At 60.0% G+C, this 18,967-nt stretch carries 20 protein-coding genes and 1 pseudogene; 14 read left to right on the top strand and 7 right to left on the bottom strand.

Annotated features, from left to right (window positions below; all coding sequences use genetic code 11):
• The first annotated feature begins 1,066 nt into the window (after positions 1 to 1,066).
• Entirely contained in the window at positions 1,067 to 2,164 is a 1,098-nt protein-coding gene (locus ACI2JH_RS07650; protein WP_404735857.1) for a 6-hydroxy-3-succinoylpyridine hydroxylase, read from the top strand.
• Between the two features lie 335 nt (positions 2,165 to 2,499).
• On the opposite strand, the pseudogene ACI2JH_RS07645 reads toward ACI2JH_RS07650, so the two are convergent.
• The 6 genes and pseudogenes from ACI2JH_RS07645 to arsH all read right to left on the bottom strand — a co-directional run.
• Positions 2,500 to 3,342 (bottom strand): annotated as a pseudogene (locus ACI2JH_RS07645) (flavin-containing monooxygenase); the annotation flags it as partial.
• 24 nt (positions 3,343 to 3,366) lie between these two features.
• Positions 3,367 to 3,534, bottom strand: coding sequence for an FAD-dependent monooxygenase (locus ACI2JH_RS07640; protein WP_404735856.1), 168 nt, complete (start codon positions 3,532 to 3,534; stop codon positions 3,367 to 3,369).
• A 64-nt stretch (positions 3,535 to 3,598) separates the two neighbouring features.
• Positions 3,599 to 3,946 (bottom strand): ArsR/SmtB family transcription factor, encoded by a 348-nt coding sequence (locus ACI2JH_RS07635; protein WP_404735855.1) that lies wholly within the window; start codon positions 3,944 to 3,946, stop codon positions 3,599 to 3,601.
• A gap of 31 nt (positions 3,947 to 3,977) precedes the next feature.
• The gene (locus tag ACI2JH_RS07630; protein WP_404735854.1) at positions 3,978 to 5,201 is read right to left on the bottom strand and encodes an MFS transporter; all 1,224 of its coding nucleotides are present in this window, start codon (positions 5,199 to 5,201) and stop codon (positions 3,978 to 3,980) included.
• Between the two features lie 101 nt (positions 5,202 to 5,302).
• Positions 5,303 to 5,722: an arsenate reductase (glutaredoxin) gene (arsC, locus tag ACI2JH_RS07625; protein WP_404735853.1), complete on the bottom strand. Its 420-nt coding sequence runs from the start codon at positions 5,720 to 5,722 to the stop codon at positions 5,303 to 5,305.
• Positions 5,719 to 6,459 carry an arsenical resistance protein ArsH gene (arsH, locus tag ACI2JH_RS07620; protein WP_404735852.1) on the bottom strand — a complete coding sequence of 247 codons (741 nt, stop codon included), beginning with the start codon at positions 6,457 to 6,459 and terminating at the stop codon, positions 5,719 to 5,721. Before arsH ends, arsC begins: the two co-directional genes overlap by 4 nt.
• Positions 6,460 to 6,499: 40 nt before the next feature.
• On the opposite strand from arsH, the gene ACI2JH_RS07615 reads away from it, so the two are divergent.
• The 13 genes from ACI2JH_RS07615 to ACI2JH_RS07555 all read left to right on the top strand — a co-directional run bounded on the left by ACI2JH_RS07615 (position 6,500) and on the right by ACI2JH_RS07555 (position 18,470).
• A complete protein-coding gene (locus ACI2JH_RS07615; protein WP_404735851.1) occupies positions 6,500 to 6,814 on the top strand; it encodes an ArsR/SmtB family transcription factor in 315 nt (104 codons plus the stop codon).
• 25 nt (positions 6,815 to 6,839) lie between these two features.
• Positions 6,840 to 7,331, top strand: coding sequence for an arsenate reductase ArsC (locus tag ACI2JH_RS07610; protein ID WP_404735900.1), 492 nt, complete (start codon positions 6,840 to 6,842; stop codon positions 7,329 to 7,331).
• A 20-nt stretch (positions 7,332 to 7,351) separates the two neighbouring features.
• Positions 7,352 to 8,410 carry an ACR3 family arsenite efflux transporter gene (arsB, locus tag ACI2JH_RS07605; protein ID WP_404735850.1) on the top strand — a complete coding sequence of 353 codons (1,059 nt, stop codon included), beginning with the start codon at positions 7,352 to 7,354 and terminating at the stop codon, positions 8,408 to 8,410.
• A gap of 3 nt (positions 8,411 to 8,413) precedes the next feature.
• Positions 8,414 to 9,400, top strand: a complete 987-nt coding sequence (gene trxB, locus ACI2JH_RS07600; protein WP_404735849.1) for a thioredoxin-disulfide reductase — start codon at positions 8,414 to 8,416, stop codon at positions 9,398 to 9,400.
• 27 nt (positions 9,401 to 9,427) lie between these two features.
• Positions 9,428 to 10,498 (top strand): ArsO family NAD(P)H-dependent flavin-containing monooxygenase, encoded by a 1,071-nt coding sequence (locus tag ACI2JH_RS07595; RefSeq protein ID WP_404735848.1) that lies wholly within the window; start codon positions 9,428 to 9,430, stop codon positions 10,496 to 10,498.
• A gap of 187 nt (positions 10,499 to 10,685) precedes the next feature.
• Positions 10,686 to 11,120 carry an ArsR/SmtB family transcription factor gene (locus ACI2JH_RS07590; RefSeq protein WP_404735847.1) on the top strand — a complete coding sequence of 145 codons (435 nt, stop codon included), beginning with the start codon at positions 10,686 to 10,688 and terminating at the stop codon, positions 11,118 to 11,120.
• Positions 11,121 to 11,197: 77 nt separating this feature from the next.
• Positions 11,198 to 12,250 carry a phosphate ABC transporter substrate-binding protein PstS family protein gene (locus ACI2JH_RS07585; RefSeq protein WP_404735846.1) on the top strand — a complete coding sequence of 351 codons (1,053 nt, stop codon included), beginning with the start codon at positions 11,198 to 11,200 and terminating at the stop codon, positions 12,248 to 12,250.
• Between the two features lie 50 nt (positions 12,251 to 12,300).
• A complete protein-coding gene (gene pstC / locus ACI2JH_RS07580; RefSeq protein ID WP_404735845.1) occupies positions 12,301 to 13,245 on the top strand; it encodes a phosphate ABC transporter permease subunit PstC in 945 nt (314 codons plus the stop codon).
• Positions 13,245 to 14,174, top strand: coding sequence for a phosphate ABC transporter permease PstA (gene pstA, locus ACI2JH_RS07575; protein ID WP_404735844.1), 930 nt, complete (start codon positions 13,245 to 13,247; stop codon positions 14,172 to 14,174). Before pstC ends, pstA begins: the two co-directional genes overlap by 1 nt.
• Positions 14,175 to 14,188: 14 nt before the next feature.
• A complete protein-coding gene (gene pstB / locus ACI2JH_RS07570) occupies positions 14,189 to 15,016 on the top strand; it encodes a phosphate ABC transporter ATP-binding protein PstB (protein WP_404735843.1) in 828 nt (275 codons plus the stop codon).
• Between the two features lie 12 nt (positions 15,017 to 15,028).
• On the top strand, positions 15,029 to 15,745 hold the full coding sequence (gene phoU / locus ACI2JH_RS07565; protein WP_404735842.1) for a phosphate signaling complex protein PhoU: 717 nt from the start codon (positions 15,029 to 15,031) through the stop codon (positions 15,743 to 15,745).
• A gap of 336 nt (positions 15,746 to 16,081) precedes the next feature.
• On the top strand, positions 16,082 to 17,566 hold the full coding sequence (locus ACI2JH_RS07560; protein WP_404735841.1) for a SulP family inorganic anion transporter: 1,485 nt from the start codon (positions 16,082 to 16,084) through the stop codon (positions 17,564 to 17,566).
• A gap of 10 nt (positions 17,567 to 17,576) precedes the next feature.
• Positions 17,577 to 18,470, top strand: a complete 894-nt coding sequence (locus ACI2JH_RS07555) for a universal stress protein (protein WP_404735840.1) — start codon at positions 17,577 to 17,579, stop codon at positions 18,468 to 18,470.
• 360 nt (positions 18,471 to 18,830) lie between these two features.
• On the opposite strand, the gene ACI2JH_RS07550 is transcribed toward ACI2JH_RS07555, so the two are convergent.
• Positions 18,831 to 18,959 carry a transposase domain-containing protein gene (locus ACI2JH_RS07550; protein WP_404735899.1) on the bottom strand — a complete coding sequence of 43 codons (129 nt, stop codon included), beginning with the start codon at positions 18,957 to 18,959 and terminating at the stop codon, positions 18,831 to 18,833.
• Positions 18,960 to 18,967 lie beyond the last annotated feature (8 nt).

The raw sequence follows: 18,967 nt of genomic DNA, 5'->3' as shown, positions 1-18,967 counted from the left end.
CAATCTACGCAATGGAGCGTTGGATCCAGTGTCTGCGTCTGGCCATCCATTCCTGTGATGATGCCAGCGGCTTGGCACCGCCAGCATCAGCTGCTTTTACGAGTGCACTCGACCTGATGCGCGAGATCCTGCATCTCCTGAAGCGACTTCGCCCAAATCACAGAAGTCATGCCGTGCTGGGGCGCGTGCCAGATCAGGCGCCGGGCAGCGAGAAATGCTGTGAGCTTTGCTGGCGCCCCAGCATGCGATGGGCGACTACTGCCCAATCCCCGCAGTTGCTGAGCAGCAGTCAGAAAAGCGCCCGCTTCTGCGACGTCCATGACCCAAGCAACCCGAAGTCCCGGTATCGAACTGACTTGCGGTACAAGGCTGCGTTCCTGAAAGAGCTGGATGCTGTGTGCAATTTCTCGGCATCTGCTTACGCTTTTGAGTTGCCCGGGTTGCCACATCCAGACGAGCATATGCTTCGCCGCTTGGCGTACGACCGCGTTCACTCCCGCATAAGGTCGCCTAATGCCCGGAAGGATACGAGCTTGAAAGAGCGCGTCTGGGTTCTGCTTCGGGAGGGTCGCTCGCAGTCTGAGATCGCGAGGGAACTTTGCATCTCCAGGCAAGCAGTCAGCTCAAGTCAGCAGAAGCTGAGATCTATTTTGGCGGACCACCAGTTGCGCCTGCGGGACTATCTGCTCCCCTGATGCTTACGCACCCCATCAGCTGCACAGCGCAGGTGCTGCGACCATTGGCATACCGGTCAATCACCGCTCATGGTCGACTATGTGGCCGCTTGGCTGCATGTGCAACTGATCTTCATGCAGCCCATCGGCTGAACCTGAACGGGCGCAAGAGTAGCCGTTTCGCCCCGCGCGCCCAGCAGCCTCTCTGCCCGACGATGCGCCCTGGCCGCGTGACATAGAGCTGAACACGTGCGCGGTCAGGGCGGGTGGACTACAATCGGCTGCTTAGGGGCCGAAATCGAGACCAGGGGCTATAAGCGCTACGCGAAGGCAAACGCCATTTCTCAAAAAGAGAACTCAGCGTTCTAAATCTGCCTTGAATCTTGTCGCGAATGCGTTATGGAATCCCGTACAATTATCCCCAACAACTAACCCTTTTTCCCATGAGGCTTGGACTCTGGGAATTAGGGGGGAAAAGCCGGCGATCAGCCGGTTTTTTCGTTTCTGGGAGAAGAACAGTGCCGCTACGGACGCGGATCTATATCGACGGCTTCAACCTTTACTATGGTTGTCTCCGGCAGACGCCCTACAAGTGGCTGGATCTGATCAAGCTGTTCGAGCAGCACATCCTGCCGACAGCACTCCATCGGCCTGATACGGACGCCAATGCTTCGTCCATGGTTTTGGATGAATGCGCGATTCGTTACTTCACCGCTCCCATCCTTGGCAGTGCTGCCAAGGGAGCAGATTCCGTGGCCTCCCAGAGCCAATATCACGCCGCGCTGCTGAGCTCCAAGCGCATCTCACTGACGAAGGGCTACTATTCGCTCACCAAGTCCTCGCAGTACCTGGTCGACGCTGACAACCCCGATAAGCACCCAAACCTGTGCGGCAAGACACAGGTATGGAAGCTCGAAGAAAAGCAGTCTGATGTCAATCTGGCACTGGCCCTTTATGACGATGCACTACATTGCCCAGACCTCGATCAGTTGGTCCTGGTGACCAATGACACAGACATCGCCCCTGCCCTTGAGCTCATAAAGAAGAAGCGACCTGAGTTGGTCATCGGGTTGGTGATCCCGACCCGGCTCGATATCCGGAAGGAAGATGATGCCGGTTACGTATCCGACAAAGAGCGGCAGGCGAACGCCGATCTACGGAAGCTCGCCAACTGGACCAGGACGTACATCCGCGCTGAAGAACTGGCCGCATCTCAGTTACCCCGGGTCGTGACGGGCGGCCGAAAAGCCGCTATCAAGCCCCTCTCATGGTACCCACGCCCGGATCTTCTCGAAGCCGCCATGATCGCGGCGAAGCCTGTACGACCCCGCCCAAACCAATTCTTCAGCTGGGCAGAGCTTCCTCGCCCGTACCTGGGCAACCGCTGTCCAATCGATCTGCTTAAGAATGAGGTCGGCGCCGCTGAAGTGATGGCCTACATCGAAACCTACATCCGAGAACAGCTACCCGCCGGTGCTGACTTGGATTGAAGGAGTGGACTTACAAGGCTACGTCAGCTGTCACCTGCCAGCATCGACGGATCAACGGGTGTGAACTGGACCACGTCCTCACCCAACCGTTCGTTGATCCGCCGCATGCGCCGCTGAAGCGGCTACGCTCCAGCCAGCCTGAGGATCGGCAGGGATTCGTGTAAAAAACAGCCAAAAGTGAGCTAAGTAGCTGCTTTTTGGCATGTTTTTGCTGGTTGTGCGATATCAGGTTGATCAGTCAGCCGCTGCTGGCGCTGACGTTGAGTCTCGGCCTAGCCACGGCGTGCGCGTTCGCCAGACGCTCTAAGGCGGCCGAAGGCCTCGCACGCGGTGGTCTATACGGTACGCAGGTGAGCCATGACCGAGGTTAGGATCTCTGCTGCGTCGCTCCCTACACCCCGAAGCGTCGCAGAGGCAAAGTTGCGTTGCAGGGGAAGTCCTAGGTAATAGAGCCCCTCGATCGCAGTGGAAACCCCCTTGCTGTGTAGGGCTCGTCCGTCGTCATCCAGCGCGCCGGTGTGTTGCAGGAACGATGTATTGGGCCGAAAACCCGTTGCGAAGATCACGGCATCGACGGCTTGTACTTCCGCGTCAGGCCACACGACGCCGTCCCTTCCGAACGCAGTAAACATCTCTCGCCGGCAAAGAGCGCCCGTACGCAGAGCGTGCCGGTAGCGGCCATCATCCAGAACCGGCGTACTCTGATCGCTCAGCCAACGCGAGCTGCCAAGACCTGTCCATTTAAGCCAGTCGTGGAAGTCGAAGCCCAGGAATCGCTGTGGCACGAACTTCACTGGCTCGCGGGTTGCCAAAGTCACTTCCGCGATTTTGTGCAGCTCGTATGCGATCTGAACTGCTGAGTTTGCTGCGCCCACGACCACGACCCGTTTTCCTTCAAAGCCAGCCGGGTTTCGGTAGGCCGAACTGTGCAGAACCTCCCCTTGATAGAGCTGCTTCCCGGGAATGGTCGGTAGATAGGGCTTGTTGAAGCCACCGGTTGCCACGACTACCGCTTTTGCGGCAATCACTTTCCCATCCGCCAGCGTGATCAGATGTTGCTTTGCCTCTGAGGAGAGTCCAACTACCTCGGAATCAGGGCGCACCGGCAAGTCAAACCTGGCGGCATACTGGCGCAGGTAGGCGGTGACCTCGTCACGCGTGGGGTAACGCTTGGCCCCGCCGGGGAACTGGAGAAAAGAGGGTCAGGCTGTCGTAGTACGACGGCCAGCTGCCCCCTGCTGCCGGCTGCCGGCTGCCGGCTGCCGCTCGAGAACCACGTGCAACACGCCTGCTGCCTTAAGCCGATAAGACATCGCCAAACCGGCTTGTCCTGCCCCGATCACCACGACTTCTACGCCAAGTCTTTCCATGTGTGTATGCGCCTATATGCATATATTTAGGTTGAATTCCAAAGCGGAATCGTACGCGGGGGTGTTACCTCAAATCGCCCGGGCAGCAATACGGTGCCAGTGCCTTGACCTGCAAAAGGATGTGCTCGAGGCGAGAGACAACGGCGGGGCCATCGACCTGGTAATACACCTGACGACTTATGCGTTCGGCACGCAGAATCCCGGCGTCGTGCAATGCCTGCAGGTGGCGCGATACAACAGAGCGTTCCTGCGGAAGGCCCGCGGCGATCTCCGCGATGTCGGCTCGCTCTACGTGCAGCACACGTTTGAGCACGGCCAAACGTGATGGCTCCGACAGCGCCCGGAAGATGGGGTCTGCCAAGACGCCCACGGCCTGCTCGATCGCACTCGCTTTGGGGGTGCCCTTGCTCATGAAAAGAGCATATATGTACATTGATGCATATTCAACTGCAGGTGTTATGCACTTTGGTGGGCAGCCACCAGCTTCCGATGAGGGAAACGACGGCGAAGATGGCCAGGAGGCAAATCAGCCCGGTAGGACCAACCCGCTCAAGTGCGATAGCTGCCAGCGGTGGCGCCACCGCTTGGGCCAAGAGCATGGGCCGGGCGAGCACGCCCATGGTCTTGCCGTAGTCGGCTGAGCCGATCAACGCCAGCGGCAAGGTACCGCGGACCACCGTCAGGATTCCATTGCCTGCCCCGTAGATCACAAACGCAGCGATCGCGACCCAAGGCTGTCGTGTGAGCAGAAGCAACATCGCTGCCAGCGTGGCTGCGATACCAACTCGCGCAGACCACGTGGGGTGCACCCCTTGCCCGAAGTACATTTCAAGCAACCGGGCTGTGACCTGTGCAGGGCCGATGACCATGCCAGCCAGCAGCGCCATGGACGGAGCCAACCCGATCGCCCCCAGCAGGGCAAGGAGATGCACCGATAAGGTAGCCATGATCGCTGCTTGGCAGGTAAGCAAGAGCCCAATAAGCACGAGCCACTGCGCAGGGGTTGGGGAGGTCGCTCGCTTTGCAGAAGCTACCGCCTCAGTGGACGTGGGCGCTGGAGCAATCGTATCTGGCACAACCGAACGCTGGTGCTTGGGAACTGCGAGCAAATGGATCGGAAGAGCAACCAGGATGTTCACCGCCGCGGCGACCCACAAGGCGCCGCGCCATCCCAGAGCCTCGCCAAGGTAGGACATTGCCGGCCAACCGAGCGTGCTTGCAAAACCTGCAACCAAGGTGAGGCCGGCAATAGAGCGTTTCGCATTTGCCCCCAGCAGCTGTCCCAGTGTCGAGAATGCAGCGTCGTAGAGGCCAGAAGCCATGGCAACACCCAGTACCACCCAGCCGAGGTAGTACGTGATCGGGGAATGAGACAGGGCCAGCACGGACAGGCCCAAGGCAAATAGCACTGAGCTGGCCGTCAATACCGCCCGCCCTCCCATCCTATCGATCACGCGGCCGGCCAGAGGAGCCAGCAGCCCGGCCGTAACCAGGCCTGCGGACAGGCCACCTACGAGCAGCCCGAGGGACCAACCGGTGCTCTTGGATATCGGTAGCGCCAACACGGCAAGCATGTAGTAGCTGCTTGCCCACGCAATTATCTGGCCGATCCCCAATGCAACGGTCAGCCGGACCAAGCCAGGGCGAAGCATGGACGTGCTCTGCATGCTTTTCAATCTCCATGCCCTTTTTTTGCCGGCGGTTCTGGGTACAACCTCGTGCTGGAAGTACTGCCAGCACTCCTACGTTGCGCGCTGGCTACGGAGTGTCAGACCAGACGTTTTCCGTCCTGATCGATCACCACCTCGCCATCCTCCTTGGTAAAGGGCCTATCCACTGCTGGGAGGATGTCCAGGACTATCTCCGAGGGTCGGCACAAGCGGGTGCCCATGTCGGTCTGGACAAAGGGACGATTGATCAGAATAGGATTGGCCAGCATTGCATCAAGTAGCGCGTCGTCACTCAACGTCGGAGTGTCCAGGCCCAGCTCAAGGTAAGGCGTTCCCTTCTCTCGAATAGCGCCTCGAACACTCAAACCGGCTGCGGAAATCAGTTCGACAAGCCGCGCGCGGCTGGGAGGATGGGCCAGGTAGTCGATCACCTCCGGCTCTATCCCGGCATGCCGGATCAGTGCCAGCGTGTTTCGGGAGGTACCGCACTTGGGGTTGTGGTAGACGACGGCGTTCATGCGTTTTCCTTTTCGTTCAATGCAGTCTCGATGACGCCGGCAGCTGCAGCCAGCGCCGCAGCCTCAACTGCGCCCTTGCGTTCGCTGTAGCGGTCAACCAGGTAGTCACTACGACCGCGGACCAACAGGGTGAACTTGACCAGCTCCTCCATCACGTCCACCACCCGATCGTAATACGCCGAGGGTTTCATCCGACCGTCCTCGCCGAATTCCTGCCACGCCTTGGCCACCGACGATTGGTTCGGAATTGTCACCATGCGCATCCAGCGGCCGAGCACGCGCAGCGCGTTGACCACGTTGAACGACTGAGAGCCACCGCACACCTGCATGACCGCCAAGGTGCGGCCCTGGGTGGGGCGTACGCTGCCCTCTTCGAGCGGCAGCCAGTCGATCTGGTTCTTGAATACCGCAGTAAGGGTGCCGTGGCGTTCCGGGCTGACCCAAACGTGTCCTTCCGACCACAGCGAGGCCTGGCGCAGCTCCTGCACCTTGGGGTGGGTGGCCGGTACCGAGTCAAGCATCGGCAGCTCATGTGGATCGAACAGGCGGGTTTCCGCCCCGAGCTGCTCCAGCAGCCGCTGCGCCTCAAGCGCCAGCTTGCGGCTGAACGACTGCGGCCGCAGCGACCCGTACAGGATCAGGATGCGTGGCCGGTGTGGCTGCACAGCCGGATCGTTGAGCTTGGTGGCCGTGGGGATATCCAAGGCACCCGGGATCACATTGGGAATCTGCTGCACGGGGGTTGTCCTATGATTTCTATTCTATTATTCTAGAAGCATGGAACATAAGAACGCAACCCACGCTCTGGCTGCCCTGGGCCATGCCACCCGGCTGTCCATCTTCCGCCTGCTGGTGCAGGCCGGCAGCGGCGGCAAGCTGGCCGGTGACATTGCCCAGGCGCTCTCGCTGCCCGGCGCCACCCTTTCCTTCCATTTGAAGGAGCTGTTGGCGGCGGGGCTGATCAGCGCCGAGCAGCGCGGCCGGAGCATCTGCTACCGAGCCGAGTTCGAGGCGATGAACGCACTGGTGGCTTACCTCACTGAAAACTGCTGTGCCGATGAAAAAGCCTGCGAACGCCCCGCGGGCTGCTGACCAACCTACCTCAGAGATCGCTCAAATGACCCGTCGTGTCCTGTTCTTGTGTACTGGCAATTCCGCGCGCAGCGTGTTGGCTGAATCGACCCTGCGGAAGTGGGGTGAAGGCCGTTACGAATCTCTCAGCGCAGGCAGCCAGCCGGCCGGGCGCGTCAACCCGTTCGCCATCGCCCAATTGCAGCGTGAGGGCTTTCCGGTGGAGGGCATGCGCAGCAAGTCCTGGGACGAGTTCGCCGAAGCTGATGCCGGCGCGATGGATCTGATCGTCACCGTGTGCGACAGCGCGGCGGCCGAAGCGTGCCCGGTCGTGTTCGGCGACTTCGTGCGGGTGCACTGGGGCCTGTTCGATCCGGCCGGCGTGGAAGGCTCGGACGCACAGAAGGCTGAAGCCTTCGACCGCGCGCATCAGATCATCAAGGCGCGCCTAAAGGCCTTCATGGAGATTCCTGACAGCGCCTGGGACGACCGGGAGGCTCTCAAGGCCCGCCTCGATCCGATCGCACAGATCAACTGACCGCCCTTCCGGAAACCCCCATGACCACTGATACCTCCCGCCTGTCCTTCCTGGACCGGTATCTCACACTGTGGATCTTCGCGGCCATGGCGCTCGGCGTCGGACTGGGCGCGATGTTCGAAGGCGTGCCCAGCGCGCTCCACAGCCTGTCGATTGGTTCGACCAACATCCCGATCGCCATTGGCTTGATCCTGATGATGTATCCGCCGCTGGCCAAGGTGAAGTACGAGGAACTGCCCACGGTCTTTGCCGACAAGCGCGTACTGATGCTCTCGCTGCTGCAGAACTGGATCATCGGTCCGTTCCTGATGTTCGGCTTGGCCGTGCTGTTCCTGCGCGACTACCCCGAGTACATGACCGGCCTGATCCTGATCGGGCTGGCCCGCTGCATCGCGATGGTACTGGTGTGGAACCAGTTGGCCCGCGGTGACAGCCAGTACGTGGCCGGTCTGGTGGCGTTCAATTCGATCTTCCAGATCGCGCTGTTCAGCGTCTACGCATGGTTCTTCCTGTCCTGGCTGCCGCCGGTGTTCGGCCTGCAGGGCAGCGTCATCGATGTCAGTGTCTGGACCATCGCCGAGGCTGTTTTGATCTACCTGGGCATCCCGTTCCTCGCCGGCTTCCTCACCAGCCGATGGCTGAAGGCGCGTAAGGGCGTGCAATGGTATGAAGAGAAGTTCCTGCCGGCCATCAGTCCGATCACCCTGGCTGCGCTACTGTTCACCATCGTGGCGATGTTCAGCCTGAAAGGCGGCGATGTGCTGCGCATTCCGATGGACGCGGTGCGCATCGCAATCCCGCTGACGCTGTACTTCATCATCCAGTTCGTCCTCAGCTTCTTCATGGGCAAACTCATCGCCAAGGATTACCCGCGTACCACCGCGATCGCCTTCACCGCGGCAGGCAACAACTTCGAGTTGGCCATCGCTGTGGCGATCGCGGCCTTCGGTCTGGCCTCACCGGTTGCATTCGCCGCCGTCATCGGCCCGCTGGTGGAAGTGCCGGTACTGATCCTGCTGGTCCACGTCGCCTTGCGGCTGGGCAAACGGTACTTTCCTGCCGATGCACGGAGCCGCTGAGCCATGAGCACCACCCGACACATTCCATTGCTGATTCTCGGTTCCGGCCCAGCCGGCTGGACCGCCGCCGTCTACGCCGCTCGCGCCAACCTCAAGCCGGTCGTGATCACCGGCCTGCAGCAGGGCGGGCAGCTGATGACCACCACCGAGGTGGACAACTGGCCGGGCGACGCCCATGGTCTGATGGGCCCGGATCTGATGACGCGCATGCAGGCCCATGCCGAGCGCTTCGAGACTGAGGTGATCTTCGACCATATCCACACCGCCGACCTGGCCCAGCGCCCGTTCAAGCTGATCGGCGACAGTGCCGAGTACACCTGCGACGCGCTGATCATCGCCACCGGGGCGACCGCCAAGTACCTGGGCATCCCGACCGAAGACGAGTTCAAGGGCCGCGGCGTCTCCGCCTGCGCCACCTGCGACGGATTCTTCTACCGCGACCAGAACGTGGTCGTGGTGGGCGGCGGCAACACCGCCGTGGAGGAAGCGCTGTACCTGTCCAACATCGCCCGCAAGGTCTACCTGGTCCACCGCCGTGACACCCTCAAGGCGGAAAAGATCATGCAGGACAAGCTGTTCGCCAAGGTCGAAGCCGGCAAGATCGAGACCGTGTGGCACCACCAGGTCGAGGAAGTGCTGGGCAACGAGGCCGGCGTGACCGGTGTGCGGGTCAAGTCGGTGCAGGACGGCAGCATCCGCGACATCGAGGCGCACGGCTTCTTCGTGGCCATCGGCCACCACCCCAACACCAGCCTGTTCGATGGCCAGCTGGCGATGAACAACGGCTACCTGGAAATTCGTTCGGGCCTGGGCGGCAACGCCACCCAGACCTCGGTGGAAGGCGTGTTCGCCGCCGGCGACGTGGCCGACCAGCACTACCGCCAGGCAATCACCTCGGCGGGCTTCGGCTGCATGGCCGCGCTGGATGCAGAGCGGCACCTGGATGCCCTCAAGATCTCCGATCAACAGCAGCAGAGGAACGCCGCCTGACTGCGGTGCAGGCTTAAGGGAGCTTAGATGGAAAGTGTCGATGTGGTGGTGATCGGAGGTGGCCAGTCAGGCCTGGCAGCCGGCTACTTCCTGCGCCGCAGCGGGCTGTCCTATGTGATTCTCGATGTGGAGGCAGCGCCCGGCGGTGCTTGGCAGCATACGTGGGAGTCGCTGCACCTGTTCTCGCCTGCGGGCTGGAGCTCGATTCCCGGTTGGCCGATGCCCGCCAGCCGGGATGCCTACCCCGCGCGGGCGGAAGTGATCGACTACCTCACCCGCTACGAACACAAGTACGCGCTGCCGGTGGTACGTCCCGTGCGGGTGCAGCGCATCAGCCGCTCAGGCGATCAACTGCTGGTAGATGCAGATGACGGCAGGCAGTGGCAAGTGCGTGCGGTGATCAGCGCCACCGGTACCTGGCGTCATCCGTACAGACCTGCGTTCGACGGGTTGAACACGTTTGCTGGCGTGCAGCTGCACTCGGCCCACTACCGCAATCCCGAACCCTTTGCCGGACTGCGCGTTGCCATCATCGGCGGCGGCAACTCCGGCGCGCAGATACTGGCCGAAGTATCCAAGGTCGCCCAGACCACCTGGATCACCCAGCAAAAGCCGGAGTTCCTGGCCGACGATGTCGATGGGCGCGTGCTGTTCGAGCGCGCCACAGAGAAATGGAGAGCGCAGCAGGAGGGGCGCGAGCCGGATCTGCCGCAGGGCGGTTTCGGCGACATCGTCATGGTGCCGCCGGTGGTCGACGCGCGCCAACGCGGCGTCCTGGCCTCCATTGGGCCGCCGGCCCGTTTCACCGCCACCGGCATGCAATGGCCAGATGGCAGCGAACGCACCTTCGACGCCGTGATCTGGTGCACAGGCTTCCGGCCAGCGGTGTCGCACCTGGAAGGGCTGGGCCTGATCGACGCACAGGGTCAGATCGACGTGGATGACTCCAAGGTACGTTCGGTTGCAGAGCCAGCGGTCTGGCTGCTGGGCTATGGCGATTGGAACGGCACCGCGTCGGCCACGCTGATCGGCGTGACACGTTACGCGCGAGAAGTTGTCAGGCAGGTAACTGCCTCTAACGCACCCACAAATGTCTAGACAGCGAACACCGTCTTCGGCCAGGCCAACACCCCAGTAAAGTCCCGCTACGGCGGGACTTCTGCGTTCGGTCCGTTATCAGAATCTGAATGCCCAGCTGTCATCACGGTGTCATCTAAAAGGGAGAGCATCCCAATATGTCGACATCTCTCGACATGTCGACACATGTATCCAACGGGAGTTTCCCATGGCTCAGCCCCAACGCGTTCTGGACTTCGATTACTTCGAGCGGCGCTCTTTGAGCCCGTCGATGTCCATCGACCATGCACTGGACGCCCTTGCGGCACTGAGCAACGGCGCGCGCTTAGTGATTTTCCGCACGCTGGTGAACCACGAGCCCGAAGGCCTGACGGCTGGCGTACTGACCGACATGATGGGCATGCGCCACAACACGCTATCCAACCACCTGGCCGTGCTAAGCCGCGGCGGGTTGATCTGCGGAACCCGAGAGGGGCGGTTCGTGCGCTACCGCGCCTGCCTTGAGGGCATGCATGGACTGCTGGGCTTCCTGCTGGACGACTGCTGCGGTGGACGGTCTGAGCTCTGCCTTCAGCCTCACCCGACCGATCCCGCCTGCGACTGCGTGGCGGAGGTGCCGGCCCCGCCACGACTTCTCAAGTAGTCCTGACCCTCCAGCTGGGGAGCTGGGCGGGTAGATCACAATCGCACCCAAGAACATCTGAACATAGGAGATTCCCAATGTACCTGCGCCTCACTCTTCTTGCCGCAGCGACGCTCTCGATCGTCGCGTGCTCGCCCTCCAACACGCCGGCCGCCTCTGACCAGAACGCCAGTTCCACCGCGGGCAAAGCAGCCGAAATCAGCGGCATGGTGAGCACGGACGGATCGTCGACAGTATTTCCTGTCACCGAAGCCATGGCCGAAGAGTTCCAGAAAGAAAATTCCGGCATCAAAGTGACGGTCGGCATGTCAGGAACCGGCGGCGGCTTCAAGAAATTCTGTCGCGGTGAAACCGACATCTCCAATGCGTCGCGCCCGATCAAGGCCGAGGAGAAGGAGGCCTGCAAAGCCGCTGGCGTGGAGTACATCGAGCTTCCTGTCGCCATGGACGCTCTGACCGTCGTGGTCAACCCCCAGAACACCTGGGCCAATGACCTCACCGTCGAGGAACTGAAGGCCATGTGGGTGCCTGAAGCCCAGGGCAAGATCACCAACTGGAACCAGGTTCGTCCGAGCTTCCCGGACAAGCCGCTGGTCCTGTACGGCGCAGGCACCGATTCGGGCACCTACGACTATTTCACCGCCGCCGTCGTCGGCAAGGAACACTCCAGCCGCGGCGACTACACCGCCTCCGAAGATGACAACGTGCTGGTGCAGGGTGTCTCTGGTGACGCCAATGCACTGGGCTTCTTCGGCCTTGCCTATTACGAAGAGAACGCCGATAAGCTCAAGGCAGTAGGCATCAAGGCCAACGCCAGCGCCCAGGCGGTTGCTCCGAGCGTGGAAACTGCGCGCTCCGGCCAGTATCAGCCTCTGTCGCGTCCGATCTTCATCTACGTAAGCAAGAAGGCCGCTGAAACCAAGCCCGAAGTCGCGCGCTTCGTGGAGTTCTATCTGGACTCCAAGCACTCCGAAGGACTGGTGCAGGAAGTGGGCTATGTTCCGTTGCCGGAGAACGCCCTGGCTGCAATGCGCGACCGCTTTGCAAAACGGGAGATCGGCACCGGTTTCACTGGCTCGAAGATTGGCGTTTCCATCGACGAGCTGCTGAAAGAGAAGCTGGTCTACTGACAATCATGGTCGGCGCGCCCAGCGATGGGCGCGCCGGTTGAGGCCGTCTGATGAAAAGTAGTAGCTCCTTCCTCGATGCGGGCCCTGTCCCGCTTCAGCCAAGCGACGCCTTCCTGCGCCGCCGCCATGCCATCGATTCAGGCATCCGCATCGTATTGTTCGTTGCAGCGGCGCTGTCGGTTATGGTCACCTTCGGCATCCTTTACGTCCTGCTCAGTGAGAGCGTGAAGTTCTTCACCCAGGTGTCCATCGTGGATTTCCTGACCGATACGCAGTGGACGCCAGTTTTCGAAGAAAAGCACTTCGGCATCATGACGCTGCTGTCGGGTACGCTGATGACCACGGCCATCGCGCTGATCGTTGCGGTACCGGCAGGCACGATCCTCGCCCTGTATCTCAGCGAATTCGCCAAGCCCAGACTCCGCGAAGCGGTCAAACCATTCCTCGAGCTCATCGCAGGCGTACCCACAGTTGCGTTCGGGTACTTCGCCCTGCTGTTCCTGACGCCCATCTTCCAGTCCTTCATCCCGGGACTGGCGCGCTTCAATTTGCTGGTATCCGGGGTCGTAATTGGCATCATGATCCTGCCCTACATCGTTTCCATGAGCGAAGACGCCATGCGCGCCGTGCCCGATTCGCTGCGCGAGGGCGCATACGCACTGGGTTTCACCCGTCTGCAAACCGGGTTGAAGGTAGTGACACCTGCTGCTCTCTCGGGCGTCACGGCCGCCTACCTGCTCGGAATGTCGCGAGCAGTAGGTGAAACCATGGTGGTCGCCATCGCCGCCGGGCAACAGGCACGTATCGCGACCAATCCACTCGAGGGGGCAGCAACCATCACCTCCTACATCGTGCAGTTGAGCATGGGCGACCTTCCACATGATTCGATTGCCTACCAGACCATCTTCGCTGCTGGTCTGACGCTGTTCGCACTCACTTTCAGCTTCAACCTTTTCGCCTTCTGGCTCCGCAAACGCTACCGGGAGGCCTACTGATGCGAGACCACATCGAACCGATGGGCCTGGACGACGGTGCAATCACCAGGCGCGCGCGGATTTCAGATCTGTGCTTTACCGTGCTCGGGCTGCTGGTGCTGTTTCTGACCCTCACCATTCTGATGGCGCTTGTCGCCGACTTCGTAGTGGATGGGGCAGCTCGACTCACTCCGGACTTCTTTACCAACTTTCCCTCCCGCCGTCCTGAGTCCGCCGGCATTCTCTCGGCCTGGATCGGCACCTGCCTGGTCATGCTGGTGACCGGGGTTCTAGCCGTGCCGGTGGGCGTCGCCGCTGGCGTCTACCTGGAGGAATACGCGCCCAAACACTGGATCACTGACTTCATTGAGGTCAATGTCACCAACCTTGCCGGTGTCCCTTCAATCATCTTCGGTCTGCTGGCACTAGGACTCTTCGTCCAGATGTTCGGGCTTGGCCAGACGATCCTGGTTGCTGGCATGACGCTTGCGTTGCTGATCCTACCCATCATCATCGTTGCAACCCGGGAATCGCTACGCGCCATCCCTCAGGATATCCGCGAAGCCGCTTTCGGCCTGGGTGCAGATCAGTGGCAAACGGTCAGCATCTTCCTGCTCCCAGCCGCGCGCCCGGGGATCTTGACCGGCGCAATCGTGGGCATGTCCAGAGCCATCGGTGAGACCGCGCCAATCATCACCATCGGCGCACTGACCTTCATCGCCTTCCTGCCGCCATCACCGATCCAGGCGCCTGCTCCATTCCTCAGTTTCGAATGGCTCAATTCCCCCTTCACCGTGATGCCCATCCAAATGTTCAATTGGGTGTCACGCCCGCAGGCTGGGTTCCACGTCAATGCTGCAGCTGCAGGGCTGGTGCTGCTTGGCATGACCCTGCTGATGAACGGCTTTGCCATCTGGCTGCGTTACCGCCTTCGTCGTCGCCTGCGTTGATCCACGGAGACAGCATGAATCACTCGACCATCTCAATTCCTGTTCCCGTGCCCGAACGCGTCTCGCCTTCTGTGCACGATGGCACCGTGCGTGCCGAGGTCCGTGGGCTGGACTTCCATTACGACAAGTTCCACGCGCTCAAGGACATCAACCTGTCGATCGGCAGCAATCAGGTCACAGCGCTGATTGGCCCATCGGGTTGTGGCAAAAGTACCCTGTTGCGCTGCTTCAATCGAATGCACGACCTGTATCCAAACAACCGCTACTCCGGCTCTATCACCCTGATGCCGGAGAATCTGAACATCGTAGGGCCAGACGTGGACCCGATGCGCGTTAGGCTGCGCATTGGCATGGTGTTCCAGAAGCCGAATCCATTCCCTAAATCGATCTTTGACAATGTGGCCTCGGGAATCCTGATTCGCGGTGTGCGCAACAAATCTGTGGTCACCGAGCATGTCGAACGCGCCCTGCGCGGCGCGGCGCTTTGGGACGAAGTAAAGGACAGGCTTGGCAAATCCGCCTTTGAATTATCCGGCGGGCAGCAGCAGCGCTTGTGCATCGCCAGGGCTCTGGCACCGAATCCGGAGATCATTCTGTTTGATGAACCGACTTCTGCGTTAGATCCCATTGCAACTGCAAGGATCGAGGAGCTGATTGACGAGTTGCGTGCTCAATACACAATTGTCATTGTGACTCACAACATGCAGCAGGCTGCGCGGATCTCAGACAGGACTGCATTTATGCACATGGGGCAGCTGGTTGAAAGCGGTCCCACGGCGGAGTTCTTCACGAACCCCAAGGAACAAAAGACCCACGAGTACATCACCGGCCGATTTGGCTGAGGAGCAGGTGTCATGACCGACCATATTGTTCAGTCCTTCGATGTTGAGCTGCGTGCACTCACCGCGCATATCCTGGAGCTTGGCATTCTTGCCGAGCAGCAACTGACCGATGCTGTATGGTCATTGCGCCGCGGCAATGACCAGATGGCTAGAGAGGTGGCCATTCGCGAAGAGCGGCTGGATGCGCTCGCCGCACGTATTGAGAGCGATGCGGTGAGCGTTATAGCTCGCCGCCAACCTCTGGCGATCGACCTCCGTCACGTGATGGCAGCAATCCGGATCAGTTCGAACTTGGAGCGTGTCGGTGATTTGGCCTTCAACATCGCCAAAAGGTCGATGGCCATGAGTCCTGACCCAACCCCTGTTGAGCTGGCAGAACCGATGCAGCGTATGGCGGAGCTAACGCTGCTTCAGCTGAAGTCGGCCAGAGAGTCGTTCGCCACGATGGACATCGAATCGGCCTACCGAGTCTGGGAAGAAGATGCGGTAATCGATGCAATGCACACGTTGCTCTTCAAGGACATCGTGCAGAGCATGGCAGACAACCGCGCACCGGCCCTCGACCTGGCCCACCTCTTGTTCGTGGTAAAGAACATTGAGAGGGTGGGTGACCATGCAACCAACATTGCAGAGGATATTGTCTACATGGTCAGCGGGGCGCTGCCGACTAGCAAGCGCCCTAAGATGGACGGCAGCGCGCTGTCAGGCTCAGTTGGCGCCGGCCACTAAGTAGACGGGGGTGGAGGTCTCAAGTTGACCTCCTGTCGCGGCACATCGAGGTTCGTCCTACATTGACGATGAAGTGCCGTTAGGATCTGACCAGCGAGGACTGGCTTAGAATCGACAACAGGATCCGGACGGGGTGTGCTTGAGACTAGCACCCGGGTACTACTGATGTTAGGCTTATCCGGCCAGCGAAGTCTCTTCGCGAATCCGATGACGCATAGAACTGTGATTACGCCACCTTAATTTCTCGCCACTGAGAAACCCGATTTCACGGGAAGGTTTGCCGTATTTGCTCACAGACAGCCTTGGCGACTGCCAAGGCCAATCGGACTATTTATTTTGAATAAGCTCTCTACCCTGCGCCAGGACTGGTTTGGGAATGTTCGTGGCGATCTTATTTCGGGCATCGTTGTAGCTCTCGCCCTGATCCCCGAAGCCATCGCGTTTTCCATCATCGCAGGGGTCGACCCTAAGGTTGGCCTCTACGCCTCGTTCTGCATTGCAGTCGTCATTTCCATTACGGGCGGTCGCCCTGGAATGATCTCCGCCGCCACTGGCGCCATGGCGTTGTTGATGGTCACTTTGGTCAAAGACCACGGCCTTCAGTATCTGCTTGCTGCAACGCTGCTGACCGGCGTCCTGCAGATCGTGGCGGGCGTAATTAGGCTTGGCTCACTTATGCGGTTCATCTCCCGCTCTGTGGTCACCGGCTTCGTCAACGCATTGGCGATCCTTATTTTCCTTGCCCAGTTGCCAGAACTGACGAATGTCGCCTGGCCCGTCTACGCCATGACGGCGGCCGGGCTAGCCATCATCTACCTGTTCCCGCGCATCACCAAGGCTGTCCCATCACCACTTGTGGCGATCGTGGTGCTCACTTTCGTTGCTGTTGCGCTGAAGCTCGATATCCGCACTGTGGGCGATATGGGCTCACTGCCTGATAGCTTGCCCGTGTTTCTCATCCCGGACGTGCCGCTCAATTTTGAGACGCTCAAGATCATCTTCCCGGTCTCTGCAACTCTCATGGTTGTGGGCCTGTTGGAATCCATGCTGACCGCCAAGATTGTTGACGAACTCACGGATACGCCGAGCGACAAGAACCGCGAGGCCGTTGGCCAGGGTGTTGCCAATATTGCGTCGGGCTTCGTTGGGGGCATGGCCGGCTGCGCGATGATTGGCCAGTCCGTGATCAACGTAAAGTCAGGTGGACGCGGCCGTTTGTCATCTTTGGCGGCGGGCATCTACCTGCTGCTGATGGTTGTCTTTGCAGGACCGTGGGTCAAACAGATCCCGATGGCGGCACTGGTAGCGGTGATGATCATGGTCAGTATCGGCACTTTCAGTTGGTCATCCATCAAAGGGCTTACCACGAATCCGAAGGCCTCCAGCCTGGTAATGATTGCTACTGTTGTAGTCACCGTACTAACGCATGATCTCGCAAAGGGAGTGCTCACCGGTGTCCTTCTGTCTGGGTTGTTCTTCGCTCGAAAAGTTGGGCAGGTGCTGCACATCGGATCGACTTCGCTCGACTCCGGCAGGGAGCGCGCCTACGCGGTGACAGGTCAGGTGTTCTTTGCGTCCGCAGACCAGTTCATTGCCGGTTTTGACTTTAAAGAAGCTCTTGAACGCGTCTCCATCGATGTCAGTCGGGCGCACTTCTGGGATCTGAGCGCAGTGGGCGCCTTGGACACTGTGGTGCTTAAGTTCAGACGTGAGGGAACTTTGGTCAATATCCTTGGCATGAACGAAGCTAGCGCCACGTTGGTTGACCGTCTGGGTGTGCATGACAAACCTGATGCTGTTGAACGATTGATGGGCCACTGAGGAGATAGCCATGGAAATGCATATCAATAGCCCTTCAAGCGCCAACGGCCTCTTGAAGGTCCTCGCAGCAATCGACGCTTCCGTCTACAGCGAGAGCGTGATCCACCACGCCGCGTGGGCCGCAAATCGATTGGGCGCCCCCCTGGAGTTCCTGCATGTGCTGGAACGCCATTCAGACTCTCAATCGAGCAACGACTTCAGCGGCAGCCTTGCGTTGGGCGCCCAGGAGACGCTCCTCCAGGAGTTGGCGGCACTGGATGAATCCAAGAGCAGGCTTGCCCAGGAGCGGGGTCGTTTATTACTTGATCACGCACAATCCATTGCCCTGGCTGCCCAGGGAGTGCGAGCGGAAACCAAGCTTCGACACGGCAGTCTGGTGGACAACCTGACAGAGAGCGAGGACGAGGTTCGCCTATTCGTTCTCGGTAAGCGAGGTGAGCATGCTGATTTCGCCAAGGGCCATCTCGGAGGCGAAGTGGAACGTGCTGTTCGCGCCCTACACCAACCATTGCTGGTGGCGTCACGTGCTTTTTCAGCTATCAGGAGGGTTCTCATCGCATTTGACGGTAGCCCGACTACCCGAAAAGGGGTCGAGATGATGGCAAGGAGCGCTCTCTTTACGGGTATGCAGGTTGAGGTCATAACCGTAGCTAAAGACAGTGACGCCGCCCATCTAAATATGGACTGGGCACTATCCACACTGACGGAGGCCGGCTTGAGTAGTCAGGGCCATGTGATTGCAGGCGAACCCGAAGAAGTGATTGTTAGGCGAGTAGCCGATGCATCGATCGATCTTCTGATAATGGGGGCCTACGGGCACTCACGCGTTCGGCGGCTTATAGTCGGAAGCACCACTACCAGTGTGTTGCGTACCTGCCATATACCCGTTTTGTTGCTTCGCTGAGAAATGCGGGACCGGCGGGAGCCTTCCCGATGCGAGCACCGAGCCGCACCAATAAAGTGTGGCTCGGTGCCTTTAAGTCCGCAACTCAGCGCATAAGGCTTAAGTGCTACTGCGGCTGCAACACCCGGGGGGGAGACGCATTGCGTCAGCTAAAGAGCTCGCCAGCTACTTTTTCTAACATGAACGTTTCGCGATATATGGACAATCTCATTGACGTTTCCTTGTTTGCCATAACTGAATGGTTGTGCGCAATAGCGTCACTAAGCTCGATCCACACTGGCCGCATCCCATTGGCCAACTCATAGGACTCCATCGCGAGCCCGCCTGTAAGCGTCTGGCGACGTCACCTACCCAGCAGCTTCAAGCCGTGCGCAGTGGCAGCAGTTGATCGATATCCCGGTCCAGCGTCGTCGGCAGGCGCGCCAGCGTTTCGTACAGCCAGGCATGCGGTTCCAAGCCATTGGCCTTCGCCGTGGCCAGCAGGCTCATGATCGCCG

Origin of the sequence: Stenotrophomonas sp. NPDC078853 (genome assembly GCF_044901215.1) — a bacterium.
Classification (GTDB): domain Bacteria; phylum Pseudomonadota; class Gammaproteobacteria; order Xanthomonadales; family Xanthomonadaceae; genus Stenotrophomonas; species Stenotrophomonas lacuserhaii.
Note: the sequence above shows the minus strand (reverse complement) of the source record. Positions and strands in the feature narration are given on the sequence as shown.